Below are 25,589 nucleotides of genomic sequence, written 5' to 3' on the forward strand. Positions count from 1 at the left end.
GCCGTGATGGCGCCGACAACGTCGAAGGGCGCCCACGGAGTTCCGTGGACGCCCTTCGAGGTACTGGCGGAAGGCGTGGGATTCGAACCCACGGAGGCCCAGAAGACCTCAACAGTTTTCGAGACTGTCCCATTCGTCCGCTCTGGCAGCCTTCCGTTGACCACGATAGCGACGAAACGACGCGAGCGAACCCCCGACGGCAACGTCCGCCCAGCTGGGGTCGACGTGGCTGCCGTTTCTCACGAAAGGTTCAAGGTTCCGCGTGACACGGCCGATGATCGGATGTATGAATCTGGTCGACACCTCTCCCAGCTCCGGAGCCCCGACCATGAACGAACGCGCCGTGGAACACGGCCAAGCGGCGACGCCGACGGGCACCTGGAACGCTCCCGCGCCGACGCCCGGGTTCGCTCCGCCGCCGCCGCCGACGGCCAGCTATCAGCCTCGACGCACCCCGACGACGGCAGCCGAAGTGCTCGACGAGATGATCGAGGTCGTCCCCGGTGCTCGCGGCGCGTTGCTCGCATCGGTCGACGGGTTCGCGCTCGCCCGATCCGAAACGATGCCGAACGAGGCGTCGCACGCCGCCATGCTCGCCGCTGCGATCGGCCTGGCGCATCAGCTCGTGAAGATGGGCGAGGGCACCGAACTGCGCCAACTCGTCGTCGACCACGACGGTGGGCTCCTGCTGCTCTGGCCGGTGGGCCACGACCGTGTCATCGCCATGCTCACACTGTCGACCGTCGACCAAGCTCGCCTGCGCGGCTTCGTCCGCGCTCGCGCACGACTGCTCGCCGACGATCTGCGATGAACGAACAGACCTTCAAGATCCTGGTCACGGGTCCGTTCGCGGCCGGCAAGACGTCGCTCATCCAGTCGGTGTCGCAGACGGAGGTCGTGTCGACCGACGTGATCACCAGCGGCGACGAGTCCGACGTCAAGTCGCACACGACGGTCGCGATGGACTTCGGCACGTACTCGCTCGACGACGGCGCCGTGCGCCTGCTGCTGTTCGGAACGCCGGGTCAAGCTCGCTTCCGCTTCATGACCAACATCTTGAAAGGTGACGTGGACGTCGTCGCGTTCGTGATCGACGCGCAAGCTCGCGACACCCATCCCTCGGCGGGCGTCGAACTGCGTTCGCTGCTCGCCGACCTGCGCGTGCCCGCCGTCGTCGCCGTCAACCGCTGCGACGATCAGGAGATGGCGGAGAAGATGGCGCGGTCCCTCGGCGCCAAAGGCACCGAAGCTGTCGTGCCGTGTCAGCTCGTCGACCCGGAATCGGGTCGCAAGGTGATCGTCGAGATCCTACTGACGCTGCTCGACGCGCTCGAAGCCGACGAGCACCTCGATGTCGCCGACGAAGAGCGGACTCCGGCGGAGGTGGCGTGAGATGAGCCAGTGGATGACCTCGACCTCGGCAAGAACCAGCGGTGTGCCCAATCCGGGACCGACGCTGCCCCCGGAGGTGTCGTTGGCCGAGTACGCGGTATCGACCGTCGCCTCGCCCCAGCCCGCGTGGCGCACACTCAACATCGCCCGCGAACGCGCCTTCACCGGCGAACTCCGCTTCGCGACCGCTCCGGCCATCGCTGTCTTCGTCGACGGCGGTTCGGTCTACTTCGCAGAACGCCATGGCGACACACCGCTCGGTGAACGTCTGTTGGCCGCCGGGGTCGTCACGCCGCAGCAACTCGAGCGCGGCGTCGTTCGCGTCGGTGGCGCCGAGCACCTCGGTCGCCTCTTCGATCGCGATCCCGATGTCGATCGCGATGCGGTGATGGTGGTCGTCGAGTCGTCGACGGAAGCACTGGTCGCCGAGTTGGCCGCCGAGGTCGTCGCTGCCGTCGAGGTCAATCCCTACCGCCACCACCAGTCGGGCGTCCACCGTTGGTTTGTCGCACCGATCGACGTGAGCCTGTCTCGTCCGGTGAGCGATGTCGCACAGGTGGACCGGTCGGTCATCGACGACCTGCCCGGCCTGCCGGCGCCGACGTCCGGAGTTCGTATCGAGTGGGACCAGCCCGATGCCGGTGGGCTCGCCCCACCAGGGCACGCCCACGCTGCTGCACCTCCAGCTCTCGGTCGGCTCGCCGACGCCGTCCCGCCTGCCGACGCCTTGCGCGATGCCGAACCCGTCGACCCGAGCGCGGATCTCGATGCCGGTATCGGTGCCGGTGATGTCTCGACCGACATGGGACCGGACGCAGCAAGCTCGGCGCCAGACGGCTCTGCCGACGATGCCGACGCGTGGCTCGACGACTTCCAGATCGTCTGGCCCGACGGCAGCGAGGAACTCGCAGCACCGGCACCTCGTCGTGTCACGCCGCTGATGCCGACGACCACCGTCGAGGTCTCGGCGACGGCCGACGAAACCGAGGTGGCTGCGGTCGACGCCATTCGTGTCGAGCCCGGCGCGGAGACTCGCGCTGAGGTCTCGGATGACGCGAACGTGTCGTTCGCGATGCCGCAGTTGCGAATCGACACCCCGCCCGGGCCGGGTGCGGACGTGCCCGACGATGTGGCCGACGCGGTGCGCCGTGCACTGCAGGCGATCGAGCAGGCAGCGACACAACCGCGGCCGCTCCCGCAGATCGACCTCGCTCCGATCACGCTGCCCGAACTCCGCCTCCCCACGCTCGGTGAATCGACCGAGACCGACGCGGCTCAGCCGATGATCGAACGCTCAGCGGAACCGATCGAGCCCACTCCATCGTCCGTCGCACCGGCTCCGGCACCGAGCGACGAACAGCCCGCCGACACGGCCCCGACCCCGAGCGCCGCACCACCCGTCGACATCGCACCTGCTGTCGAGCCCGCCACCGTCGCTACGGCCGCTGGGTCGTTCGCACCGCCGACGGCCGACATGAGCGCCGAGTCGGTGTACGAGCGATTGGCCGCCGAGCAGGTAGCCGCCGAGCCGGCTGCTGCCGTTCCTGCGCCGGCGCCCGAGCCGGGCCAAGCGTCGGTCGTGTTCCTCGACGAAGAAGACGCCGACTCGTCGACTCGAAAAGGTGCGCTCCGCCGACTCATCGGCAGCCTTCGTCGCGGCGACTGACGACGCCTCCGAGCGCTGCTCGTCACCGCCGAGCGCGGAAGAACTCGCGGAGCAACTCGCCGCAGATCTCGGCGTCGACACCGCCCGTCATCGTGACCACATGGTTCAGCGGTGCCCCGTCGAGCAGACGGAAGTGGCTGACCGCAGCACCCGCTTTGGGGTCGGAGGCTCCGAACACGAGTGACCCGAGTCGCGCATTGACCATCGCTCCTGCGCACATAGCGCACGGTTCGAGCGTGACGATCAGCGTGCAGTCGTCGAGCCGCCAGTGTCCCACTGCAGCAGCAGCGTCGCGGAGTGCCAGCACTTCCGCGTGTGCGGTCGGGTCGCCGGTGAGCTCGCGTTCGTTGTGGCGTCGAGCGATGATTTCGCCGTTTCGAACCACGACAGCACCGACCGGCACGTCGTCGTGGTCGAGCGCGACGCGTGCTTCGTCGATGGCGACCGCCATCCACTCGCGAAGCGCGTCGGCGATGTCAGTCGGTTCACGGTCGGTGACCATCTGGCGGAGGGAGAGGGATTCGAACCCTCGGAAGGTTGCCCTTCACACGCTTTCCAAGCGTGCCGATTCGGCCGCTCTCGCACCCCTCCAGGTATGCGTCTCGCATCGTATCGTGCGGTACGCTTGCTGACGCCGACAGGTTCGCCTGTCGGGTGAGGTGGTGACCGGGTCCTGTGCAATGGGCGCCCGTGAACCAGGTCAGGACCGGAAGGTAGCAGCCTTCATCGGCATCGCTCGTGTGCCGCAGATCGCCTGGTCGCCACTTCACTCGACAGGCGCCCGGCAACCCTTGGTGAGTGACCCTGCGTGATGCCCGAGGTCGGCACCAGTCGTTACGCGAGGTCGTTGGCGTGGTCGACGAGGCCTGGGGCGCCGATCCGTTCACAGATCTCGGCGAAGGCAGCCGTCGGCCCGTCCCACTTCCAATCGTCGACCGTTCCGACGTCGACGGTCGGATCGACCGTGGCGATTCGGCGGAACAACACCGCATCGTCGAAGCGCTCCTGCAGAGTCGCCGCCAACTTCGCCGCACCCCGCAAGCCCGGCACATCCCACTGGCCCGGCGCTGCCGGGATCTGCTCGAGGTGGCCGTATCGGCCGAGCACGAGCGCCGCGCTCTTGGCGCCCCAACCGGGTAGACCGGGGAATCCGTCGGCGGTGTCGCCGACCAGGCCCAGGTAGTCCGGGATCGACGCGGGGCCGACGCCGAACTTCGCGATCACGCCGGCTTCGTCAACGATCTCGCGCTTGCGGCGATCGAACTGCACGACCCGCTCGCCGATCACGCACTGCCCCAAGTCTTTGTCGGCGGTCACGATCAGGACCTGTTCGACCCGATCGTCGGCAGCGGCGATGGCGGCAGCGGCGGCGAGCGCATCGTCGGCTTCATGGGTCACCATCGGCCACACCGTGAAACCGGCGGCACTGAGCGCCTCCTCCATCACCGGGATCTGGTCGAGGATCGCGGGGTCCATGTCGGCGCCGTCCTTGTACCCCGCGTACAGGTCGTTGCGGAAGCTCTCGATCGTGTGATCCGACGCGATCGCGACGTGCGTAGCACCGTCGGCAACCAAGGCCAAGGTGGAGGTGACCACGCCAGCGGCGGCCGCCATCGGATGGCTGTTGCCGTGCCGTGACGCCGAACCGAAGTGCTGCCGGAAGAGCTCGTAGGTGCCATCAACGAGGTGGACGCGCATGCCCGCACACTACGCCGCACCCACCGTTCGCCGTCATGCCGATGCAGGGATCCTCCCGCGCCCAGGGAGGCGCCGGTGGCGAGGAGATGCTGCTGCTGGTTGTCGGGCGCGGAACCCGTCGTCACGGACGGTCGATCTGGATCGAACGCGATCTGAACACGAGAGCCCGTCAGGTGGTGAGAGAGGCAATAGAGCGAAGCCGAGTGATGCAGAACGGTGCAGACAGACGCGAAACCTGGGCGGCGCTGCGAGTCGAGGGCGAGCGCGTCCCGATCCGGAGAGCTGTTGGCGAACCGTCAGCAATTCCTCAAGATCGCGAGACACGGGGTCGATACATCCCTGGACACCCAGACCGCCACGGGAAACGGCACCAGCATCATGACCAACCACGTCGAACTCTCAACGCAGCACTGCGAACGTCAGCACGGCGACCGTCAGCGTCCGTACCAGGACCAACACCGGTATCAGATCCGGATCCAGCACCAGGACCAGAAGGGGCAGCGATGAGCGATCAGCTCGAACAGATGCAGTCGAACATCGTCGCTGCGGTCCAGCAGGAGCTGTCGCGATTCAGCAGCGAAGTCGACGCCGCCGTGCGTCAGATCCGTGAGGAACTCGCCGCAGGAGCGCAAGCACGCGCGCAGCTCGAGCACCAGGTTCGATCGCTCGCCGGCGCGCTCGAGACGTCGCACGGGGCCAGTTCCAAGTTTCAGACCGACCTCCAGCGGGCGCTGGAAGAGCGGCTCAACGAGTTCAGCGAGAAGACGAAGCGCCGTCACGACGAGATGAACACCCGGCTCGGCCGTGTCGTCGACGAAGCCAACGTCGGCATCTCGTCGGCCGTCGAGTCCGCTGCTCGACCCATCATCAAGCAGCTCGAACATCGACAAGACAAGCTCGACTCCGAGGTGCAGACACTCGGTGGCAGCCTCCGCAAGTTCGACGAGCAAGCCAGCCAGATGGTCGGCCACATGAACTCCGTCACGCAGGCGATCGACGCTCGACTCGACCAGACCACCCGCGATCTCCTGTCGACGTTCGACGAGCGTCATGCGGCGATGGTGATGCGACTCGACGAACTGTCGGCAGTCGCCGCTCGCCAGCAGAACGAAGTCGCCAACATCGTCAGCGCTCGCGTCGACGCCAGTGAAGACCGGACCAACGAGCGACTCGTCGGCCTCGAAAGCCGGATCAACGAACAGGTCGGCCAGCGCGTCGCCGACATCGACGCTCACGTCGGCCGCGTCAGCGCAGGCCTCGACGACGCCGTCGTCACGTTGAGTGATCGCATCGCCAAGGCCGACAGCAAGTTCGCCGAGGTCGAAGGCCAGTTCGCCAAGATCCGTGAGGATCTCGGCAACGTCGACGCCGAGGCGATCGACGAGATGAAGGACAGCATCCAATCGGCCCTCGGTCAAGCCGAACTCGTACGCATCGAGATGGATCGCTTCAAGGTCGAGATCGGCGAAACCGTCGACAAGACCGCCGTGCGACTCACCGAACTCGAGACCACGGTGCAGGATCAGAACATGGATGTCGAGACCGCCGTCCAGCTCGAACGACTCGAAGAGGTCGAACGAGCGGTGCTCATGCTGGACCCCGATCAGTTCGTGCGTCGTGACGAGCTGGACTCCTCGTTGATCACGGAGACCAGCAGCGCGGCGTCGATGTTCGGGAGCGCCATGTCGTCGAACGACGATCAGTACTCCACCCCATCGAGCGGCGAGGCGCTGGCGTCCGAGGTGTCGATGCCGTCGTTGACGTCACTCGCTTCATCGGCGTCGAGCCCGCTCGCCCCTCCCAGCGCTGGCCCGGACCCAGCGACGCCTGACGCGACCACCAACGCGACCACCAACGCGACGTCGAGCATGGCGTCGTCGCCGTCACTCCAGCCTCCGGTTTCGGACTCCTCGTTGTCGAGTAGCTGAACCAACTCACGACCCCCTCATCCGCCAAAGCGAAACGGAATTCCACGATGGCACTCGGACGAAAAAAAGCCGAAGAAGCAGCACCCGAAGCTGGCGGCGTCGCGCTCGCCGATCGCCCGAAGACGGGGGAGTCGGCCGAGCAGTGCATGGCAACCGGTCAGGCGCTCGTTCAAGCCGGCTATCTCGACGGCGAACGTCTCGCGACGCTGTTGCAGGAAGCCAACGGTGACCTGATCGAGTTCAGCAACTACGCGCTCACCCGTCATGCAGTCGGCCGCAACGAACTCGCGCACGCCGTCGCTGCAGCCTGTCAGGTTCCGGTCGGGGACTCGAACGTCGGTGCACTCGACGAAGAGATCGCGAAGAAGCTCCCCGAACAGGTCTGCCGCGATCACAAGCTCATTCCGATCTCGGAGAGCCCCGAAGGGCTCGTCGTCTACGCCACCGATCCGTCGCCATGGCGTCGCCAGCAGGTCGAAGCCGCAGTGGCTGGTACGCGACTCGCATGGCGGGCGTCCGACCACAAGACCGTCACGTCGTTCATCGAGCAGATGTTCCGCAGCTCGTCGAATCTCGACTCGCTCGTCGCGACGTTCGCTGGTGAAGACGAACAGCGCCAGGCCGCGGAGAAGAAGGGTGGCGAGGTCAACCTCGACGACCAGTCACCCGTCGTCCAACTCGTCGCCAAGATCGTCAGCCAGGCGTTGCGCGACCGCACCTCGGACATCCACATCGAACCGCTCGACGATCGTCTGCGCATCCGGTTCCGCGTCGACGGTCACCTCGTCGAAGCGTTCAGCCTTCCGCTGTCCGCACACAACGCCCTGACCTCTCGACTGAAGATCATGTCGGAGATGAACATCGTCGAGAAGCGTGCGCCCCAAGACGGCCAGTTCTCGACCAAGGTCGACGGCAAGGAGATCGACGTCCGTGTTGCCTCCGTGGCGACCGTGTTCGGCGAGAAGATCGTCATGCGTCTGCTCGACAAGTCGAAGTCGATGGTCGGCCTCGGCGAGCTCGGCATGCCGAAAGAGATGTACCACACGTACGGCAAGCTCGTGCATGCCCCGTTCGGCATGGTCATCTGCGCTGGTCCGACCGGCGCCGGCAAGACGACGACGCTGTACGCGACGCTGCTCGAGATCAACTCGACCGGCAAGAACGTCACCACGGTCGAGGACCCCGTCGAGTACGTGTTCCCCGGCATCAACCAGGTGCAGACGAACGAAAAGGCCGGGCTCACATTCGCCACCGGCCTGAAAGCCCTCCTCCGGCAGGACCCCGACGTGATCCTCGTCGGTGAGATCCGAGATGCCGACACCGCCCGCATCGCGATCCAGTCCGCGCTCACCGGTCACTTCGTGCTGTCGTCCCTGCACGGCACCGATGCCGTCGCTGCCCTGCACCGTCTACTCGACATGGGCATCGAGGCGTTCCTCGTCGCGTCGGCCATCGTCGGCGTCGTCTCGCAGCGACTCATCCGCAAGATGTGCGACAACTGCAAGGTCCCCTACGAACCGGGCGCAGAAGAACTCGCCGTCTTCCGTCAGCACTCTGGTGGCAGCGAAAAGACGCAGTTCTTCCAGGGTGAAGGTTGCAGCTACTGCTCCGGCACCGGCTACCGCGACCGCATCGGCGTCTACGAGTTGCTCCGCATCACTCCCGAGATCCGACGCCTGATCGTCGGCTGGGCGACCACGGAAGAACTCCGTCGTCTCGCCGTCGCTCAGGGCATGCGCACGATGTTGCGCGAGGCCATGCAACTCGTCGAGGACGACGTCACCACCGTCCCCGAAGTCGTTCGCACGCTCTTCGCACACTGACATCTCAGCTGTTGGTCTTCGTCACGTCGTCGACGTGGAAGGTCGCTGGCCGTGATGTCGACGGTCGCTCGTGGCGATGGCGGCGGTCGATCTTGCCGAAATCTCGTGCAATTGGCGCTCATGTCGGCGTCCGAAGATGCCGATGAAGGTCTGAACAGAATCTTGAACTCTCTCTGAACAGAGGAAACACCCGATGCCCAAGTTCGCATATGCCGCAATCGACCCGCAGGGTGCCCCGATCGAGGGGGTCACCAAAGCCGAGACCATCGGTGCCGCGCGGGCGTTGCTCGTCGAGCAGAACCTGTTCCCGACGAAGATCGAAGAATCCCGCGGGATGCTCGACTTCGAGCTCACCAAGGAGAAGGTCAAGAAGAAGGAGCTGATGCACTTCACGCGTCAGCTGGCCGTGTTCGTCAAGGCCGGCATCCCGCTCACCGACGCGCTCGTCACGATCGGTGACGAGACCGAAGACGTCGCGCTGCGACGCGCGCTCACGCAGCTCATCGATGACCTCCGCAACGGCGGCTTGCTCTCGGCCGCTGCCGCCGGTCACCCCGAGGTTTTCCCGGAGTACTACGTCGGCATCCTGCAGTCGGCTGAGCTGACCGGTCAGCTCGACACCGCGCTCGAGAGCCTCGCCGAGTACCTGGAGCGTGAGCTCGACACCCGATCGAAGGTCGTCGGTGCGCTCTCGTATCCGATGGTCGTCATGGTGATGGCATTCGGCACCGTGCTGATCCTCGCCGGCTACGTGCTGCCGCAGTTCAAGCCGCTGTTCGAAGAACTCGGCGCCGACCTCCCGCTCCCGACGCGGATGATGCTGTTCGTCTCTCGATTCTTCACCGACCTGTGGTTCGTGACGGCCGGGTTCTTCCTCCTGGTGTTCGCCTCGTTCATGTTCTTGGCGAAGCATCCGACGGGACGGATCTGGAAAGACCGACTCGTGCTGAAGCTGCCGGTCGTCGGCGGCATCATCGACTACGCCATCCTCGAACGATTCTGCCGCATTCTGGGCGCCATGGTCGCTGCCGGCGTGCCGCTTCCCGAGGGGTTGAAGACGACCACCGACGCGACGTCCAACGTCGTGTACCGAGAACGCCTCGATGTCGCCCGAGCCGAAATGCTCGAGGGCAAAGGCTTCGCCGGGCCCCTCATCGCGACCGAACTGTTCCCCGGTGCGGCCAAGCAGATGTTCAAGGTCGGCGAAGAGACCGGCACCCTGGACGCGCAGCTCGAAGTGGCATCGATCTACTTCGACCGTGAGCTCGAGAGCCGGATCAAGAAGTTCACCACCATGTTCGAACCGATCATGATCGTGTTCGTCGGCGTGATCGTGGGCTTCGTGGCCCTCGCGCTCGTCTCGGCGATGTACGGCGTGCTCGGCGGCCTGAAAGACGACGCCTGATCCGCCCGTCGGTGTGATCAGCGAGCGAGGACGAGGTCGACGAAATGTTGTCCGACGAACACGGCGATCACGGCGCCGGCAGCGAGGAAGGGGCCGAACGGCAACGCCGTCTTCCCGGTCGCCTTCCTGGCAACCATCGCCGGGATCGCGCCGAGCGTTCCGAGGATGAAGCCGAAGAACAATCCGGGCGCCACGATGCCGGGGTTGAGCCAACCCATGAACAGGCCGAGCAGCGGCGACAGGATCACGTCGCCGAAACCGAACGCGACGTCCTTGCCGTAGCGCCAGTTGGCGGCGTAGTAGATCCCCGCGATCAGCGCGAGTGCGATCGCCGCGCCGAGCGCCGACATCCAGATGCGCTCCGGTTCGTCGATCACGATCGCGGCGATCGCGAGTGCTGGCGCACCGAGCAGGAGTGCCGTGAAGGTGATCTCGCGGGGCAGTCGCTGCTCACGGATGTCGATCCAGCTGAGCGCGACCAGCGCCGCAGCGAAGATGCAGTACGCGGGCAGGGCAGCGACGAGATCGTCGTTGAACTTCAGCGCGAACACGACGAACAGCGCGGCGGTCGCGAGTTCGATGACGATCGGTTCGATACCGATGGGGTTCTTGCAGCGTCGGCACTTGCCGCGCAGCACGAGCCAGCTGAACACCGGGACGAGGTCGAGCGGGCCCAGTCGGAGATCGCAGTTCCCACACGCGCTCGGCGGTGCCATCACCGAGCCGCCTCGCGGTACTCGATCCACGACCACGGTCAGGAACGAGCCGATCAGCAGCCCCAACACGATCATCAACGCAAGCAACAACGACAGATCCATCTTCACCCAATCGCCGGGCTCGACCCGGACCAGTTCCACGCCGGGGTCCTCCCGGCACGTGCGGGAGGTTAGACCACCATGCAAGAACCAGATCCGATGCTCGTCGCCTTGGCGACCGCTACCGTGCAGGCTGGCGCCTCCGACCTGCACCTCACCGTCGGGCGCCCGGCGACCGTGCGTCGCGACGGCACGCTCGTCGGCTTCGAGAATGTTCCGGTACTGACCTCTGAGGAGATCGACCGGATGGTCATGTCGCTGCTCGACTCCGAGCAGAAAGACGAACTCGAACGCAACCGTCAGGTCGACTTCTCGTTCGGTGTGCCGCAGGTCGGGCGATTCCGTGCCAACGCGTTCAGCCAGCGCGGTTCGCTGGCGCTCGCCTTGCGTGTCGTGCCGTTCCGCGTGCGTTCGCTCGAAGAACTCGGTGCGCCACCGGCGTGCAACACGCTGCTCAACCGGCCGTACGGCATCGTGTTGGTCGTGGGCCCGACAGGTTCGGGCAAGTCGACCACCCTCGCCGCGATGATCGACCGGATCAACGAGACCAAGCCGTTGCACATCCTCACCATCGAGGATCCGGTGGAGTACCTCCACCACCACAAGATGGCGATGATCAACCAACGCGAGGTCGGTACCGACGTGCGATCGTTCAGCGACGGGTTGAAGAGCGCATTGCGTGAAGACCCCGACGTCGTCCTCCTGGGCGAGATGCGCGACCTCCAGTCGATGGAGATCTCACTGTCACTCGCCGAAACCGGCCACCTCGTGTTCGCCACCCTGCACACCAACGATGCGGCACAGGCACTCGACCGCATCATCGACGTGTTCCCGGCCGAACGCCGTGACCAGATCCAGATCATGCTCGCCGGTGCGCTGCAGGGCGTCATCTCTCAGCGTCTGCTGCCGTCGATCGGTGGCGGCCGAGTCGCGGGCTACGAAGTGATGGTCGCGAACGAGGCGATCCGCAACCTGATCCGTGAAGGCAAGTCGCGTCAGATGCGCAACATGATCGCCACCGGCGGCGCGGAAGGAATGCAGACCATCGAGATGGACTTGGCTCGTCTCGTCGCCGCCGGACTGATCTCGCTGGAAACAGCGATGGAGTCGAGCGCCTACCCGAAAGAGATCCAGGCGCAGCTCGCCACTGCGCGTGCACAGCTCCAGGCGCAGGCCACGATGGCGACCGGTCAGGCCGGCTCCTCCGGGTCCGGCACGTACGCCGGCCAGCCGGTCGGCGTATCGGGCTGACCCGAAACACTCCAACGGTCCCGTCCGACACCGAAACACTCGAACGGTTCCGTCCGACACCGAGACGCCGACACCTACACCGGAACGCCGCAGGGTTCGCCGACACCGCAACGCCGACAGAGCAACGAGGAAGCACACATGGCCGTCAAACAACTGCCCTACAAGAATCTGGCTGGGGTCGTACCGTGCCCGGGCGGCTGGTTGATCCTTCCTGCTCGCATGGCCGGCATCACCGTCGCTGCGGAGGAAGCCTTCGTGGTGTCGCGCCTGTTCGACGTGCTCGACTTCCGACCGACGTTCGACGCGGCAGCGATCAACGCGCCGATGGGACTGCGAGACGAGCCGAAGGGTGAGTTCCGCCAGTGCGAGATCGAGGCTCGTCAGTTCGTCGGGTGGCCCCGCGCCGCCGCGATCTACGGGACCCCGAGTCGTCAGGCGCTCGCCGAGACGACCGGCCTGGCTGCGTCGAAGCTCGAACCATGGATGAACGGGCACGACAAGCGCCGCTTCCGTTGGCTGCGGGAAGCAGCGATGGAACTCGCGCCGTACCACTCTCGTCGGTTCTTCTCAGCCCACCCGGACGTCTCGTTCACGCAGATGAACGAGGAGACGCCGCTGAAGACCTCGCCGTATCACGAAGAGGGTCGCCTCGAGCGGCTCGAACTCATCCGGCAGCAGTTGCCGGGCGTCGACGACGTCGTCACGCGCACGCCACCGAAAGGTTCCCACCCGGTGCACCTACTCAACGCGGGTGCTCTGCTGTGGACGGCCCGGCGCGGCTCCGGTCGAGCGATCTCGCGGTTCCCGCTGGACCCGACATGGGATTCCGAGGGCATGCGCATGGAACTCGTCCGCTGACGAGCCTTCCCGATCGTTCCGGTGAGGATCGTCCGCTCGCCACCGGATAAAGCTCATCGCGAGGTGACGTCACCCCAGTCCAGTGAGGATCGTCCGCTCGCTACCGGATGAAGCTCATCGCACGGTGGCGGGGACGGTGGTGGCGTGCGAGAGTGGTGGCATGAGTCGATGGGAACGAGCATTGGTGACGGGAGCGTCGTCGGGGATCGGGCGGGAGATGGCCCGACAACTCGCCGCCGACGGAACGAAGCTGGTGCTGGTCGCCCGCACCGAAGAGCGCCTGAACGAGCTGGCTGCCGACGTCGATGTCGAGTGCGAGGTGCTGCGAGCCGACCTCGCGGACCCGACCGAGTTGTCATACGTCGAAGACCGCGTCCGTGACACCGTCAAGCCGATCGACCTGGTGATCAACAACGCCGGCTTCGGATTCACCGGACCGGCGCACGAACTCGACGTCGAGCGGGAAACGTCGGTCGTCGACGTCAATGTCGGCGCGCTGCATCGACTGTCGTTGATCGCAGCAAGACGGATGGCTGCCGCCGGCCGGGGCGGCATCTTGAACGTGTCGTCGCTGGCCGGGTTCATGTCGAATCCCGACGTCGCGACCTACGCGGCGACCAAGGCCTTCGTCACGACGTTCACCGAGTCGTTGCACACCGATCTGAAGCAGACGGGCGTGCACGTCTCGGCGCTGTGTCCGGGCTTCACCCGCACCGAGTTCCAGACTCGCGCCGACTACGACACGTCGAAGTTGCCGGCGATGATGTGGCAGTCGGCCGAAGAGGTCGCACGAGCCGGACTGCGAGGCATCGATGCCAACACGGCGATCATCGTGCCGGGTGCACAGAACAAGGTCGGCGCCGCGATGCTGACCGTGATGCCGCGACGCGCGATCCGCTTCGCGATGAGCAAACTGCCGACCTGAGCCGACCTGAGCCGACCTGAGCCGACCTGAGCGTCGGTCGACGGGTCAGACCATCGACAGGTCGCTGATCGGCTGGGAGCTGGCGGGCGGCGGAAAGAATCCGCCGGCGCTCTGAGCGACCGGCGCCGGCGCGGGCGCGGGCGCTGCCTGACGCTGCGGCTCGAACAGCGCAGTGATGGCGTCGGCGAGCGCCTTCTGGCGAGCGAGGCACTCGTTGAGGCCATGCTGGATCTGGTGGACGGCGAGTTCGAGTTGGTCGAGTCGGCTCTCGACTTCGGGGGCGGTCCAGCCCGACACGCCGGTCTGTCCGTGCATCGCTTCGATGCGGTCGGCGCGTTCGCGTTCGATGAGTTCGGTGACGCGACGTTCGGTGCGCTCGGTGGCGTGCTTGGCTTCGGAGCGGGCGGTCTCGATCTGTTCCTGTGCGATCTGGGCGTAGGCGGCCATCGATGTGAACTGGCTGCTGATCTGCGCTTCCACCTGGGTGACCCGGTGATGGAGTTCGTCGACGCGGACCGTTTCCGCAGCGGCAGCTTCGTCACCGAAGAACTGCTCGACCGTGAGATCGGTGTCGGTCTCGTCGGTGTCTTTGATTTTGCCGAACATGTATCGCGTCCCCGCTGTACTGAGCGAGACCCGGTGGATCTCGGATGTGTCGCCGATGATGCAGAGCCCGCAGGCGCCTGTACTTGGTCATCGGACGCGCGAGACACCTTCTTGAGCGCGTTTCGGGAACCGTCACCGGCACGGCCGTGAGCTGGGAGTTTTCGTCTCTCCGGAAAAAGTTCGATTTGTCACTCAAGTCGGGAAGAAAACGGACCGAAATCTCAACTGCGCTACGGGAGCAACCTGTCACGGAGCGTGAAACCACAATCCCAAGATTCAACAGCGGAAGGAAAACGCAGAATCATGAAAAAGAACCAGGACAAGGGCTTCACACTCGTCGAGCTCCTCATCGTCATCGTCATCCTCGGCATCCTCGCCACCGTCACGGTGTTCGCGGTCCGAGGCATCACCAGCCAGGGTCAGGACAACGCCTGCGCCATCGAGGCTCGTACCCTCGACTCGGCCATCGAGGCCTACTACGCCCAGGAATTCGTCGATCCGCCGAACGAAGCAGCGCTGGTGCCCGCGTACCTGCGTGACGCTCCGGACAGCGACAACTGGACCTTCGTCAGCGTCGACGGCCCTGACGGAATCGCTGGCAATGCCGACGATATCGGCGCTGCCACGTACGTCCCCGTGACCGCCGCAGCCGGTGGAGCTTGCGAAGGCTTCTGATCTCCTGATCAGTAGCTCAGCTACCTGAACAATCGAGAGGAGCCTCGCCTTCGGGCGGGGCTCCTTTCGCGTTCCCGGGCCACCTCGATCGGGCCGTCAATCTGGTGTCAGACACCACGTTGACGCCACATAGGTGCCGTCGAGGTGCTTCGGTTTTCTGTCAAGTCGGGGTGGATTCGTGTCGATACGTCATCCGTGAACGAAACGACCAGCAACAACATCGGCCGCGCCGATCAGCTTCGGACCCGCGGCTTCACGCTGGTCGAGATCTTGATCGTGGTCGTCATCCTCGGCATCCTCGCCACGGTCACGGTCTTCGCCGTGCGCGGCTCGACGGGCCAAGCCGAAGACAGCGCCTGCGACCTCGAGCGGCGTGTCATCCTGACCGCAGTCGAGAGCTACTTCGCCCAAGAGCAGCGCGAAGACATCGCGCCGACCGGGGTCGGGGCCGACCGCTTCGAGCAGACACTCTCCGACCTCGGCTACTTCACCGGCCCGTCGGTCAACTTCGATGTCGCCGTCGACGGTGTGATCACCGTGACCGCTGGCGAGATGTGCGCCTGATCAGGCGCCGGTCGACTCCGCAGCGAGCCGAAGCACCTCGTCCTCGGGGAATGGTCCGATCCATCCGGTGATCGGCGTGCCATCGGCAGCCAGCAGCACGGCGGACGGCTGTGACGTGATGCCGATCTCGATCCAGGTCTCGAACGATTCGTCCCACAACATGGTGAACGAGTCGGTGCCGTGGTCGTCGACGAAGTCTTCGGCGTCACCCAAGCTGTCTTGGGTTCCGAGGCCTACCACGATGAGGTCGTCTGCGTGATCTCGAGCGAACTGCTCGACGTCGGGAGCTTCCCGACGGCAGACCGATCAATGCGGTGCGTACATCCACAGCAGGATCGGTTTGTCCTGCGGGACCAGGTTGCGGAAGTTGACCTTGCGGCCGGTGGAGATGTCGTCGAGCACGACGCTCGGCAACATGTTCGTGGCGATCTCCGCTGCCGGCACCACGTCCGGGCCGACGAGGTCGACCTGCACACCCGTGAGCGCCACCGGACCATCGGCCACTGCGGCATCGGCGGCCGTAGCATCGTCGCTCGCAGGTTGGCTGGCCGTGTCGCCTGCGTCGGCGGCAGGCAGCGAGCTCTCGTCGTCGGCAGCGCCACCACCGCAGGCCGCCAGCACGACGGCGCTGGCCACGAGCACGGGGAGGACGCGTCGCCGAGAAGCGGAGCGAAGGGGGAGTCGCACGGATCGCATCGCCGCATTCTTGCGGGTGATGCCGCCCAGCGGGTCCAGTTGTCCGAACGTTTCGCAGGCGTAACGGTTTGTGTCAGACACAAACCGTTACGCCCGGGTCGATACGCCTCGGTCAGGACGGGGCGAGGAGTTCGCGGCGCAGCGCAAGGAGCTTGGGGGCGGGCTCTCCGTCCGACCAGGCGTCGGCGATGATCACGCGTTCGTAGCTCGCCCATTCCTGGCGTACCCCGGCGAGGTCGCCCGTCCGGGCGTGGGCCCGCATCCGCAATGCCACGAGCTCCTCGTGTCCGGGCAGCACTCGCAGCCCTCGACCCGTGGCCCAGAACACCGTGTCGGTGTCGCCGATCGACAAGGCGTGTCCGGCCAACTCGGCGGCGACGGTCGTGGTCAGTACGACGAGATCGGACGTGAGCCCATCGGCATCCGGCCACAGATAGCTCGTGCCGGCGAACGGGAGATCGCGGATCGCCTCGACCGCCGGCCGCAACAGGTCGATCGCGTGGGACGGCGCCGCCAAGCGCGCGTGCGCGAGACGCCCCGCGACCAAATCGGCGTCGGTCACGACGAGGTCGTGCAGCGGCAGGGTGTCGTTCAACGTCCTGGCGACCCACTCCTCCCCATCGGGTGGATCGACGAGTCGGGCCAGGCCCCGCCGCGCCTCCGACACGACGTTGGCGAACGTCGCGTCGCGGACGTCGAGTTCCCACAGCGCCGTCCGAGCAGCCGTGCGGGTCGAACGGTGCCGATGCGTGGCGAGCCAGGCGATGAGCTCGACCGTCTTCGACCGTTCGAACGACGCACGATCCCCAGCTGGTGTCGTGATCTCGATACTGCCCAGAACGCGAACGATGATCTCGTGCGGTGGTGACACGTACGGTTCGTCGACGGTGTGCTCGTCGGACCCGAGATCGGTGGGAATCGAGGTCTGGTCGATCGGTGTCGACGCGTCGATCAGCACGTCGTTGACGGCTTCGATGTCGTCGCTCGACACACCGAGCGGCGTGATGGCGGACCCCTCGCCGAACGCGATCAACTCCCACCGGTCGGCATGTGCGATCAGCCGAGCACCGGCGTGTGCGAGACCCCGAGGTGTGGTGGTCGCGACGACAGCCACGGCGCAATCCGTCGGCGCGCTGACCGCGACCTTCCTGGAGTCGGGCTCTGCGTCGCCGTCCGACGAACCCAGGAGCACGATCGCCGGCTCCCAGACCTCACCGCTGGTTCGTAGCGCTCGCAGGTCGAACGTCGACCGGTCGGGATCGTTCGTCGACGCTGCGAGCGAGCGAGCCAGCTCCAACGCCGCCGTCACCGATGGTGCTCCGTGCCGGTTCGGGTGCCCGAGGAGACAGTCGGTGCCCAGACCGGCGGTGACCAGGTGGGCGACCTCGGCGTGCAGCGACGACGCCACCCCTGCCGCCAGCGCTCGCACGACATCGTCGGCCTGGCCGGGTCGAGCTTCGACTGCGAACACGCCGGCCGCTTCGAGATCGATCAGCACGTCGTCGTCTTCGTCGTCGATGCCGATGTAGGCGAGTGCAACGCAGGGCGCGCCAGCGCGTCGCGCGTCGTCGGCGAGCAGCTCGATCGGAATCGAGCCGGCGAGTTCCCAGTCGCAGCCGGTTCCGGTCCACGGTGCCGGCAGGACCGCATCTGCGGTCAGACGAAGCGCAACTCGACCATCGTGGCCGAGCCGAACCAGGCCGACCCGTGCGCCGGTCTCGGCGAGGTGACGTGCGGCCGCGCGCAACGCGATGTCGAGACGAGCGGCACCCTCGCCGGGCTCCACCGATCGCAGCCGACGCCTGGTGGCGGCGACATCGGGAGGCGGTGCCGGTATGCGCGCGTGGGGAAGTGCGGCGCGCAGCCGCTGGCGTCGCCGGACCGCAGCCAGCGCCAGGATGCCGACCGCGACGAGCCCGGCGTGTTCGAGTCGGATCGGTGACGGCGCGGCGGGGCTCTCGGGCGGTGCGACGCTGCCGGCATCGCCGTCGCCGGTCACCGGTGCGACGGTGGTGCTGGTGCTGGTGCTGGTGCTGGTGCTGGTGCTGGTGCTGGTGCTGGTGGTGGTGGTGGTGGTGGTGGAGGTGCTGCTCGTGGAGGCCGGCGTCGTCGTGGTGCTGGCGGCGGTTGGCGCGGTCGTCGTGGGCAGTGTGCTGGTCAGCGGTTCGTCGAGATGTGGTGTCGGTGTCGCGACGGCATCCTCGGGCCGCTCGACATCCGCATCGCTGTCGTCGACGGCGGTGTCGGTTGCCACCGCGTCGGTGTCTGGGGGTGAATCGTTGGTGGGCTCGTCAGCGGGCGTCGAGTCGTCGGACGGGGTGAACTCGGTGGAGGGGACGAATGGCGGATGGATCGGGTCGTCGATCACATCGAGTTCCGGCGACTCGGCGAGATCGGGCAGTGCGAGTGCCCACCCGGGAAGGATCAGGTTCGGATCGTCGAGGGTCGTGTCGTCGTCGACCTCGCGACCGGCGTTCGCGGCGACGATGTCCGGCCATGCGTCGGCGTCACCGAGTTCGGATGCGGCGATGCTCGACAACGTGTCGCCGGGAACGACGATGTAGGTGCCGGCTCCGTCGGGCTCCGCTCGGGCGGTGTCGACGTCGTCCGCGACGGGTGGGTCGTCGATCGAGAGATCACCGGCGGGGTCGGTCGAGGTGGTCGGCAGGTCGAGCGTCCAGCCGTCGCGGATGAGCGCAGGGTTCGAGAATCGCTGGCCGTCCGACATGACGCGGCCGAGGTTGAGATCGAGGATCGCATCGGCAACCTCCATCGTTCGTGCCGGATCGCTGGGGCCGCCCACGAGTTGCTCGGCGATCGCCCAGATCGAGTCGCCGCGCTGCACGACGTACTCGCGAGTCGGCGAGGCCGGCTCGTGCTGCTCGGTCGAGGTGTCGACGCGTTCGCGGTCGGCACCGAGCGTCTGTCGCGCCGGCGCAGGCCGACGCGGCCACGCGTCGCCGTCGTGATCGATCGTGGCGCCGCTGTTCGGGTCGTCGAGTGCGGCGAGCACGTGACGCGGCGTCGTGTCGTCGCCACCATCGACGAACGCAGCGACCGACGGGCTCGCGGACGCGAACGATCCCAGCGCGATCAATCCCGAGGCGATCGTCCGTGCCAACGGTTGCGCCCACGCGATGCCCCGCACACGCGGCGCCGGAAGACCGCGATGGCGGATCATGTGGACGATCTCGACGATCGACGTCACGGCGATGACGACGATGGCGATCCATACCACCGCGAGCGCGGCTCGGATGAAGAACTCCACCACGGCGTCGTCGTCGAGCGGGCGGCGGGCGGCATCGATGATCTGTCGGCCGCTCCACCGCCAGGGCGGCGCGACGCCGTCGAGCGGATTGATCGACCCGAAGCGGCGTCGTGAGATCGCACCGAGTCCGGTCGGAACCGCGACGAGCAGTCCGACCGCGAGCGCGATCGACGTGAGCCCCTTGGCCATTCGACCCGACGTCGTCATCGCGCTCACCTCGTCACCTCCTCGCTCGATTCACACGCTCGACTCTGAGCCGCGCGCGGTCCCGCCCGGTCCCGTCGTACGCCCTGCCCTGCATCCCAGCGCGCCATGTCGACGCGCTCCTCACTCCGTGCGTGCCCGCGCGCCGAAAGGGGAACGTCACGTGCGTCATTCGACTCGGACCGCCGTGACGATGCCGGTGCCGCGCACCTCGGTCGATCCGTCGACGATCGTGACCTCGACGGTCACCCGTGTGCCGTCTCGGTCGATACCGAAGCGCGTCACCGAGCCGGTGACGCCGTACGAGCCGAACAGTCGCGTCGCCGTCGAGTTCGCCGCGCCGTTCGCTGCGGCCGGATCGATCACGATCACCCCCGACCGCAGGTCGGCGATCGACGCGGACTGCGCTGCCGACCGAGCTGCCTGGAAGGCGATCGACTGCGCAGCAGACTCGTTGGAGATCCCCCGATCGACGTCTCGAGCGAGCCAGACGAGGCTCAGGAACGTCATCGAGAACATGATCGCGATGCCGGCGACGAGCCCGGTCCCGCGTTCGTCGCGCAGTGCGATCACGGTCGGACTCCTCGAAGTGGGTCGACCGTCGCGTACGCGACGTAGGTGTGCGCAGCCGGAGCGGACGCGCCGATCGGCTCGAGGCCGGCGAGCGAGGTGCTGCACGACACCTCGACGCTGACGAACGGCTCGACCGGGGCGGCGAAGGCCGACACGTCGACCCGGACCGAGGGGTTGTCGCAGGTCGTGTCGTCGATCAGCATTGCGTCGGTGACCGATCGAGCGGCGGCGACGGCGGCTGCGGGCGAGCGTTCTTGCGCAGCGGCTTGGGCGGCTGCCTCCGCAGCGCTCTGCGCCGTCGCTCGGCTGTCGACCTGTCGGCTCAGGAAGAGGATCACCAGCGCGAGGCCGATCGCCGCCGGGGCGATGAGCGCAAGTCCGAGGGCATCGCTCGCTCCGGACGTGCCTCGCCATCGCCGCGCAGTCGACCCGCTCTGTTGCGCGCGCCGACCGCGTCGGGCTCGCGCGTCGAGCGGGTGCGCGTCGATGTGATCGACGTCGATCATCGGGGCGTGATCTCCTCGATCGGGACGGCTTCGGTCACGCGCACCGGCCGCGAGGTGCCGAGCAGGATTCCGGGTGCATCGCCGGACACGGTGACGACGACGACACCCTCGTTGCGGGAGATCGACACGGTGACGTCACGGAGGCCGGAGTCGGCGAGGTTGGCGACGGCGGTCGCCTGCGCGTCGCCAGGCGACGCGTTCTGACGGGCGACCTGCGCAGCTACCGACTTCGCGGCGACGCGAGCCTCGGTGCGAGCGTGGCCCCACAGCGCCGCCTGCACCGCTGCGAACATCAGCACCACGAACAGCGGCGTGAGCAGCGCGACCGTCAGCGATGTCGACCCCTGGTCGTCACGACCACGAACCGCCGTCGTCCGCGCCCGATCACGCCCGATGTCGACGGTGTGGTCGAGGCAGCGCATCGCAGGGCGACGGGGTCGTTCGGGTCGGGGCCGCTGTCAGGGCGCGGACGGTGTGTTGACGCTCGTGCTGGCCGTCGTGCGGATCTGGCTCCAGATGATCGCGGCGACGACCGCGACGCTGACGGCCGCCGCGGCGTACCAGAGCACGGTTTCGATCGACACGGCGCCACGATCGCGCCGTGCGTCGAGGCGAGGATCATCGCCGACGTCGAGGTCGTCGGACGGTGGTCCGAGGTCGCGCAGCTTGGCGACGATGACGTGCATCATCGAAAGGATCGCGAGGTGCGAGTCGTGCATGGTGGGCCTTCCTGTCGTGGGTCGGTGTCGTGGGTCGGTGCTGTGGGCCGGAGTCAGCCGAGGTCGAGGGCGGGGTAGATGATCAGTGCCATGAACAACAGCGCCATCCCGACGAGCGGCGGGGTGACCTTGTCGTTGCGGACGCGGGCTCGCGCCTCCTGGTCGGCGGCGAGGGTGGAACGAAGCGTCGAGCACTTCGCGGCCAGCGTTCGGGCGACTGGTGCGCCCTCTGCGGCCGACAGCGCCGTTGCCGATGCGACCTGTTCGAGCTCGGCGAGTTCGTAGTCGGCGGCGACGAGTGACAGCGCGCGCACCAAGCTGTCGCCGGTGGTCGCGACCTCGCGCATACGCCGACGGAGCTCGCGGAACAGCAACCCGTCGCCGGCACTCGCCGCCTGATCGAGCGCGCCCTCGTGGCCGGTGTTGCCGGCGAGCAGCATCGTGACCATGTCGAGGTAAGCGGAGAGTTGGTGTCGCAGATCGATGCGTACGTCGTCGGCAGCCGAGATCGCCGCGAGGTGCACGATCGTCGGAGCGAGGAACACCGCGGCGATCGAGAGCGCGGCCGGCACGACGACACCGAAGGCGACACCGCCACCCAAGCTCAGCACCGCGATGATCGACGACGGCACGACCAGCCCGGCGAGTGCCGCGGCGACGAGGTAGCCGACGTGCGTGTCGGGAGCCCGGCCGATGAGGCGCAGCGCGGTCGTCGACGGAAGGCAACGCTCGAGGAGTGGTCCGACGCCGGGCAGCGCCCCGAGCCGGCCAGCGACCCCTCGGTCATGCGCGTCGGGTGACGCCAGAGCGACCGGTGTGCGATGAAGGCGACGCATCGCCTGCCCGACGGTGGGTCGCGGCTGGCGCCATCCGGTAACGACGAGCGCGAGCGCCACCACCGCAGCGAGTCCACACGCGACGACGAGGCCGGTCGATCTCACGCGATCGCCTCGCTGCTCGGAGACCTGGCTGACGTCGAGGTCAGAAAACGGCTCGGCCGTGGAAAGCGCGCCAGCCGCTGGACGCGCAGCAGGAGAACGGCGTAGACCGCGAGCACCACGCCGAGGAAGAACTGCCCGCCGCCGGTGTCGTACGGCGCGAGATAGTCGGCCCGCCCGAACACGAGCAGGCCGATCACGAGCGACGCCATGATCCCGGAGAGCAGAAACACTTCGCGTTGCAGCGGGGCGCGTTCGGCGTCGACGATCCGGCGTCGGTCGGCTTGGTTGCGGGCCTGCTCGGCGAGCGCGGTGAGGACGGCGACCGTGCGGGCTCCACGGTGCACGGCGATGAGTAGCCCGGCGGCGACGAGGTCGCCGAGCGGATCGTCGAGTTCGTCGGCGAAACGCCGGAACGCTGTGTCGGGATCCTGGTGACCGAGCGACGTCGACAGCCGTCGCACCGCCGGGCGGATCGGCGGCGGTGCGGTCGGCACGGTGGCGGCGATCGCTCCGATCGGTTGGTCGCCGGCGAGCAGCACGTCGCGCAGGTTCTCGATCCACGACGCCAACGCGTCGGTACGTTCGACGTCGCCGATTCCTCGCCGGTCGCGTCGCTGCCAGCCGCGAACACTCAGCCACGACGCCACGCCGAGGATCATCGCCGGGACGATCCATCCCGATACCGCCACCACGAGCAGCACGACGGATGCGGCCCCCGTCGCCCGTGCCGGCAGGCCGGGATCGAGTGCGCGGGGCGGCGTTCGGGGGTCGGGCGCGGTGAGCGTTGACCGCGAGGTCGCAGACAGGAGGATCGAGGTGGCGAGCACAGCAGCGGCGGTCGACGCGACGAGCAGCAGCATCGGGGCGCTCATCGGGCTCCGTTCACGGCGAAGTCGTCCGGGGAGTATCCCGACAGGCGTAAGCGGGCCAGGTGCCGCGGCGACAGCGGTGCCACCTGCGCGAGTTCGCCCATGTCGTCGAGTCCCCACACTTCGGTGCTCGACACGCCGCCCGCCTCGCCGAGCCCGCCGACCTCGATGATCGACGTGACGCGACGGACTGGAGCCTGCTCGCTCGCGGCGTTGCGCACGAGGTCGACGTGCACGACGAAGTCGACGGTTTGCGCGATGAGACTCCACACGGCGAACTCGGGAAGGCTCGTGTTGGACTTCGACACGTAGTAGGCGAGGCGCTGCAACACGATGTCGGGGGTGTGCGCGTGGATCGTCGCAAGCGAGCCGCGCTTGCACATCGACGCGACATCCAACATGTCGAGGGCTTCGTCTTCCACCAGCTCCCCGACGACCACGCGGTCGGGGTTGAGGCGGCGGGTGAGCTCGACGAGCTGACGGGTGGTGATCTCGCCTTCCCCTTCCGCATTGGCGTGGCGCGTGAACAACGCTGGCGCGTCCGGGTGCCGAGGATCGTCTTCCAGGCGCAGTTCGAGCAGGTTCTTCTCGACGGTGATGATCCGTTCGAGCGGCGACACTTCGCCGAGCAGTTCGGTGAGCAGCGTGGTCTTGCCGGCACCCGGCGGCCCGGACACGAGCATCGTGAAGCCGCACCGAACGAGCGCGCTGAGTTGGCGCGTGAGCGACTGCGGAAACAGTCCGAGGTCGGCGAGACCGCTCAAGCCCATATGGCGCACGACGAATCGGCGGATCGCGAGACGAGGGTGGGTCGAGATGCCGTGTTCGGTCGTACCGCCGAGCACCATGACGATGCGCGAGCCGTCGTTCGACTGCATGGTGAGCATCGGCGACGACGTGTCGAGCCGGCCCTCGCCGGTGCCGCGCATCCGTAGCGCGAGCCGCTTCTGGAACGCGGTGAGGTCGGCCGCCGACGCCCAGAGGGCGCCGACGTCGACTTTGCGGCCGTCGGCGTAGGTCACCCACGTCGACGATGCGCTGTTGACGTCGATCTCCTCCACGCCGGGGTCGTTCAGGTACGGCTCCAGTGGGCCGGAACCGGTCAGTTCGGCGACGACGCGTGTGCGCAGCAGCTCCTCGGCGAACGCATCGAGCGGGCCGAGACCCGAGCGCAGCCGGTCCTCGTTGACGACGGCTACCTCGTCGCCGATCCAGGCGCCGACGAGTACCTGCTGGCGTCGCTCGTCCTGGGCGAGTCGGACCCGCCCCGACGCTTGCGGCTGTTCTTCGTCGCGTTCGACCGCGTCGATCAAGCGCACGGCCACGCGATCGGTGACCAGTCGTACCGTCGGGTCGAGGTCGGGCCTCGTGCGCTGCGTTGCGCCATCGACCCTCACGTCGCTGCCTTCGCCATCGAGTCGGACGCGACGCTCGCGAGTGCGTGAGCGAGGTGGGCGGCAGCGCGCATCAGTGGCAAGCGATGCAAGCGTCGCTCCGAGACGCCGCGCCGACCGGCCAGCACCGCAGCGGCGAGAGGGTCGACCGGCAGTCGTGCCGCCGGTGTGCCCGGTGCAGCGAACTCGACGATCTCGGCAACGTCGAACGGGGTGTCGCCCACGACGGTGAGCAGCGTCCGATGCCCGGCATTGTGCAGCGCCGCCATCGTCTCGGCCAGCCGCTCGAGACGTACGGCTTCGGCCGCAGCGGACGCCGACTCTTGGCGGTGGACCACGACCGTGCAGGCGGACGAGCGCAAGGTCGGGGCGGGCGCGAAGGCGTCGATGCGGCCGACGTCGAACAAGGCGATGATCGTGTCGGTCGCGTGGAGCAGCGGGAACAGCGTGGTCGCCGCTTCGCTGATCGAACGACGTGCCTCGAGCGAGCGAATCGGTGCCGGCAAGACCCGAGGGCCGGACGGTGCGGCTCGGATGAACGGCTGCACCGTCGACCACAGCTGACCGGCCGACGCGCCGGTGGAACGAGCGTGATGCAGCGCCGTGACCGCAGCGGACAACGACGGGCTCACCGGCATGTCGAGCCAGGCCGCGACCGACCCACCGGTCGGATCGGCTTCGACGACCGCGATGTCCGTCGGGGCGTCGACGCCGATCGCGGACTGCCGCGTCGGGTTCGACGAGGGCCACGATGCCGCGATGGCGAGCGTCGTCGTGGTCGTCACGTCACCGACGACGGCGAGCCCCGTCATC

27 protein-coding genes, 2 tRNA genes and 1 other RNA gene are annotated in these 25,589 nt (G+C 67.2%); 13 read left to right on the forward strand and 17 right to left on the reverse strand.

Annotated elements, in window-relative coordinates; all coding sequences use genetic code 11:
- Window positions 1-64 precede the first annotated feature (64 nt).
- Window positions 65-155 (reverse strand) — tRNA-Ser (locus ACE37B_RS12890).
- A gap of 131 nt (window positions 156-286) precedes the next feature.
- On the opposite strand from ACE37B_RS12890, the gene ACE37B_RS12895 reads away from it, so the two are divergent.
- From ACE37B_RS12895 to ACE37B_RS12905, 3 genes are read left to right on the forward strand one after another with little or no spacing between them, the layout of a single operon-like run.
- Complete coding sequence (locus ACE37B_RS12895; RefSeq protein WP_409923732.1) at window positions 287-811, forward strand: roadblock/LC7 domain-containing protein; 525 nt, start codon at window positions 287-289, stop codon at window positions 809-811.
- On the forward strand, window positions 808-1,392 hold the full coding sequence (locus ACE37B_RS12900; RefSeq protein ID WP_409923733.1) for a GTP-binding protein: 585 nt from the start codon (window positions 808-810) through the stop codon (window positions 1,390-1,392). Before ACE37B_RS12895 ends, ACE37B_RS12900 begins: the two co-directional genes overlap by 4 nt.
- A gap of 1 nt (window position 1,393) precedes the next feature.
- Window positions 1,394-3,058 carry a hypothetical protein gene (locus tag ACE37B_RS12905; protein ID WP_409923734.1) on the forward strand — a complete coding sequence of 555 codons (1,665 nt, stop codon included), beginning with the start codon at window positions 1,394-1,396 and terminating at the stop codon, window positions 3,056-3,058.
- A 22-nt stretch (window positions 3,059-3,080) separates the two neighbouring features.
- Here the strand turns inward: ACE37B_RS12905 and tadA are convergent, their stop codons facing one another.
- Together tadA and ACE37B_RS12915 are read right to left on the reverse strand one after the other, a co-directional pair.
- Window positions 3,081-3,560 (reverse strand): tRNA adenosine(34) deaminase TadA, encoded by a 480-nt coding sequence (gene tadA / locus ACE37B_RS12910; RefSeq protein ID WP_409923735.1) that lies wholly within the window; start codon window positions 3,558-3,560, stop codon window positions 3,081-3,083.
- 1 nt (window position 3,561) lies between these two features.
- Window positions 3,562-3,649: transfer RNA gene (locus ACE37B_RS12915), tRNA-Ser, on the reverse strand.
- A gap of 73 nt (window positions 3,650-3,722) precedes the next feature.
- Here ACE37B_RS12915 and ffs point away from each other — a divergent pair.
- Window positions 3,723-3,821: signal recognition particle sRNA small type (gene ffs, locus ACE37B_RS12920), an RNA gene on the forward strand.
- A gap of 71 nt (window positions 3,822-3,892) precedes the next feature.
- Here the strand turns inward: ffs and ACE37B_RS12925 are convergent.
- Complete coding sequence (locus tag ACE37B_RS12925; protein ID WP_409923736.1) at window positions 3,893-4,756, reverse strand: 5'-3' exonuclease H3TH domain-containing protein; 864 nt, start codon at window positions 4,754-4,756, stop codon at window positions 3,893-3,895.
- Between the two features lie 378 nt (window positions 4,757-5,134).
- Here ACE37B_RS12925 and ACE37B_RS12930 point away from each other — a divergent pair, with 378 nt between their 5' ends.
- From ACE37B_RS12930 to ACE37B_RS12945, 4 genes are all read left to right on the forward strand, one after another.
- Window positions 5,135-5,263 (forward strand): hypothetical protein, encoded by a 129-nt coding sequence (locus tag ACE37B_RS12930; RefSeq protein WP_409923737.1) that lies wholly within the window; start codon window positions 5,135-5,137, stop codon window positions 5,261-5,263.
- Window positions 5,260-6,684, forward strand: a complete 1,425-nt coding sequence (locus ACE37B_RS12935) for a hypothetical protein (protein ID WP_409923738.1) — start codon at window positions 5,260-5,262, stop codon at window positions 6,682-6,684. The genes ACE37B_RS12930 and ACE37B_RS12935 overlap by 4 nt, the downstream gene beginning before the upstream one ends.
- 47 nt (window positions 6,685-6,731) lie before the next feature.
- The gene (locus ACE37B_RS12940) at window positions 6,732-8,507 is read left to right on the forward strand and encodes a GspE/PulE family protein (protein ID WP_409923739.1); all 1,776 of its coding nucleotides are present in this window, start codon (window positions 6,732-6,734) and stop codon (window positions 8,505-8,507) included.
- 193 nt (window positions 8,508-8,700) lie between these two features.
- Window positions 8,701-9,912: a type II secretion system F family protein gene (locus ACE37B_RS12945; RefSeq protein ID WP_409923740.1), complete on the forward strand. Its 1,212-nt coding sequence runs from the start codon at window positions 8,701-8,703 to the stop codon at window positions 9,910-9,912.
- Window positions 9,913-9,929: 17 nt separating this feature from the next.
- Here the strand turns inward: ACE37B_RS12945 and ACE37B_RS12950 are convergent, their stop codons facing one another.
- A complete protein-coding gene (locus ACE37B_RS12950; RefSeq protein WP_409923741.1) occupies window positions 9,930-10,769 on the reverse strand; it encodes a prepilin peptidase in 840 nt (279 codons plus the stop codon).
- Between the two features lie 39 nt (window positions 10,770-10,808).
- On the opposite strand from ACE37B_RS12950, the gene ACE37B_RS12955 reads away from it, so the two are divergent.
- The 3 genes from ACE37B_RS12955 to ACE37B_RS12965 all read left to right on the forward strand — a co-directional run bounded on the left by ACE37B_RS12955 (window position 10,809) and on the right by ACE37B_RS12965 (window position 13,761).
- Window positions 10,809-11,978 (forward strand): type IV pilus twitching motility protein PilT, encoded by a 1,170-nt coding sequence (locus tag ACE37B_RS12955; RefSeq protein ID WP_409923742.1) that lies wholly within the window; start codon window positions 10,809-10,811, stop codon window positions 11,976-11,978.
- Between the two features lie 138 nt (window positions 11,979-12,116).
- Window positions 12,117-12,836 carry a DUF429 domain-containing protein gene (locus ACE37B_RS12960; RefSeq protein ID WP_409923743.1) on the forward strand — a complete coding sequence of 240 codons (720 nt, stop codon included), beginning with the start codon at window positions 12,117-12,119 and terminating at the stop codon, window positions 12,834-12,836.
- A gap of 160 nt (window positions 12,837-12,996) precedes the next feature.
- Window positions 12,997-13,761, forward strand: coding sequence for an SDR family NAD(P)-dependent oxidoreductase (locus ACE37B_RS12965; RefSeq protein ID WP_409923744.1), 765 nt, complete (start codon window positions 12,997-12,999; stop codon window positions 13,759-13,761).
- A gap of 45 nt (window positions 13,762-13,806) precedes the next feature.
- On the opposite strand, the gene ACE37B_RS12970 is transcribed toward ACE37B_RS12965, so the two are convergent.
- The gene (locus ACE37B_RS12970; RefSeq protein ID WP_409923745.1) at window positions 13,807-14,367 is read right to left on the reverse strand and encodes a hypothetical protein; all 561 of its coding nucleotides are present in this window, start codon (window positions 14,365-14,367) and stop codon (window positions 13,807-13,809) included.
- 303 nt (window positions 14,368-14,670) lie between these two features.
- Here ACE37B_RS12970 and ACE37B_RS12975 point away from each other — a divergent pair, with 303 nt between their 5' ends.
- Together ACE37B_RS12975 and ACE37B_RS12980 are read left to right on the forward strand one after the other, a co-directional pair.
- On the forward strand, window positions 14,671-15,042 hold the full coding sequence (locus ACE37B_RS12975) for a type II secretion system protein (RefSeq protein WP_409923746.1): 372 nt from the start codon (window positions 14,671-14,673) through the stop codon (window positions 15,040-15,042).
- A 195-nt stretch (window positions 15,043-15,237) separates the two neighbouring features.
- Window positions 15,238-15,606, forward strand: a complete 369-nt coding sequence (locus tag ACE37B_RS12980) for a type II secretion system protein (protein ID WP_409923747.1) — start codon at window positions 15,238-15,240, stop codon at window positions 15,604-15,606.
- Here the strand turns inward: ACE37B_RS12980 and ACE37B_RS12985 are convergent, their stop codons facing one another.
- The 11 genes from ACE37B_RS12985 to ACE37B_RS13035 form a co-directional block, all read right to left on the reverse strand.
- Entirely contained in the window at window positions 15,607-15,819 is a 213-nt protein-coding gene (locus ACE37B_RS12985; protein WP_409923748.1) for a hypothetical protein, read from the reverse strand.
- 93 nt (window positions 15,820-15,912) lie between these two features.
- Complete coding sequence (locus ACE37B_RS12990) at window positions 15,913-16,302, reverse strand: hypothetical protein (RefSeq protein ID WP_409923749.1); 390 nt, start codon at window positions 16,300-16,302, stop codon at window positions 15,913-15,915.
- A 112-nt stretch (window positions 16,303-16,414) separates the two neighbouring features.
- On the reverse strand, window positions 16,415-19,786 hold the full coding sequence (locus ACE37B_RS12995) for a LysM peptidoglycan-binding domain-containing protein (RefSeq protein ID WP_409923750.1): 3,372 nt from the start codon (window positions 19,784-19,786) through the stop codon (window positions 16,415-16,417).
- 156 nt (window positions 19,787-19,942) lie between these two features.
- A complete protein-coding gene (locus tag ACE37B_RS13000; RefSeq protein WP_409923751.1) occupies window positions 19,943-20,347 on the reverse strand; it encodes a hypothetical protein in 405 nt (134 codons plus the stop codon).
- Entirely contained in the window at window positions 20,344-20,853 is a 510-nt protein-coding gene (locus ACE37B_RS13005; protein ID WP_409923752.1) for a hypothetical protein, read from the reverse strand. The genes ACE37B_RS13000 and ACE37B_RS13005 overlap by 4 nt, the downstream gene beginning before the upstream one ends.
- Window positions 20,850-21,275: a TadE/TadG family type IV pilus assembly protein gene (locus ACE37B_RS13010; RefSeq protein ID WP_409923753.1), complete on the reverse strand. Its 426-nt coding sequence runs from the start codon at window positions 21,273-21,275 to the stop codon at window positions 20,850-20,852. Before ACE37B_RS13010 ends, ACE37B_RS13005 begins: the two co-directional genes overlap by 4 nt.
- A gap of 36 nt (window positions 21,276-21,311) precedes the next feature.
- Entirely contained in the window at window positions 21,312-21,572 is a 261-nt protein-coding gene (locus ACE37B_RS13015; protein WP_409923754.1) for a hypothetical protein, read from the reverse strand.
- Window positions 21,573-21,625: 53 nt separating this feature from the next.
- Window positions 21,626-22,513: a type II secretion system F family protein gene (locus ACE37B_RS13020; RefSeq protein WP_409923755.1), complete on the reverse strand. Its 888-nt coding sequence runs from the start codon at window positions 22,511-22,513 to the stop codon at window positions 21,626-21,628.
- Window positions 22,510-23,385, reverse strand: a complete 876-nt coding sequence (locus ACE37B_RS13025) for a type II secretion system F family protein (protein WP_409923756.1) — start codon at window positions 23,383-23,385, stop codon at window positions 22,510-22,512. Before ACE37B_RS13025 ends, ACE37B_RS13020 begins: the two co-directional genes overlap by 4 nt.
- Window positions 23,382-24,779: a CpaF family protein gene (locus tag ACE37B_RS13030; RefSeq protein ID WP_409923757.1), complete on the reverse strand. Its 1,398-nt coding sequence runs from the start codon at window positions 24,777-24,779 to the stop codon at window positions 23,382-23,384. Before ACE37B_RS13030 ends, ACE37B_RS13025 begins: the two co-directional genes overlap by 4 nt.
- Window positions 24,776-25,588 carry a hypothetical protein gene (locus ACE37B_RS13035; RefSeq protein ID WP_409923758.1) on the reverse strand — a complete coding sequence of 271 codons (813 nt, stop codon included), beginning with the start codon at window positions 25,586-25,588 and terminating at the stop codon, window positions 24,776-24,778. Before ACE37B_RS13035 ends, ACE37B_RS13030 begins: the two co-directional genes overlap by 4 nt.
- Window position 25,589: the final 1 nt, after the last annotated feature.

Source organism: Ilumatobacter sp. (assembly GCF_046290335.1).
Taxonomy (GTDB): domain Bacteria; phylum Actinomycetota; class Acidimicrobiia; order Acidimicrobiales; family Ilumatobacteraceae; genus Ilumatobacter_A.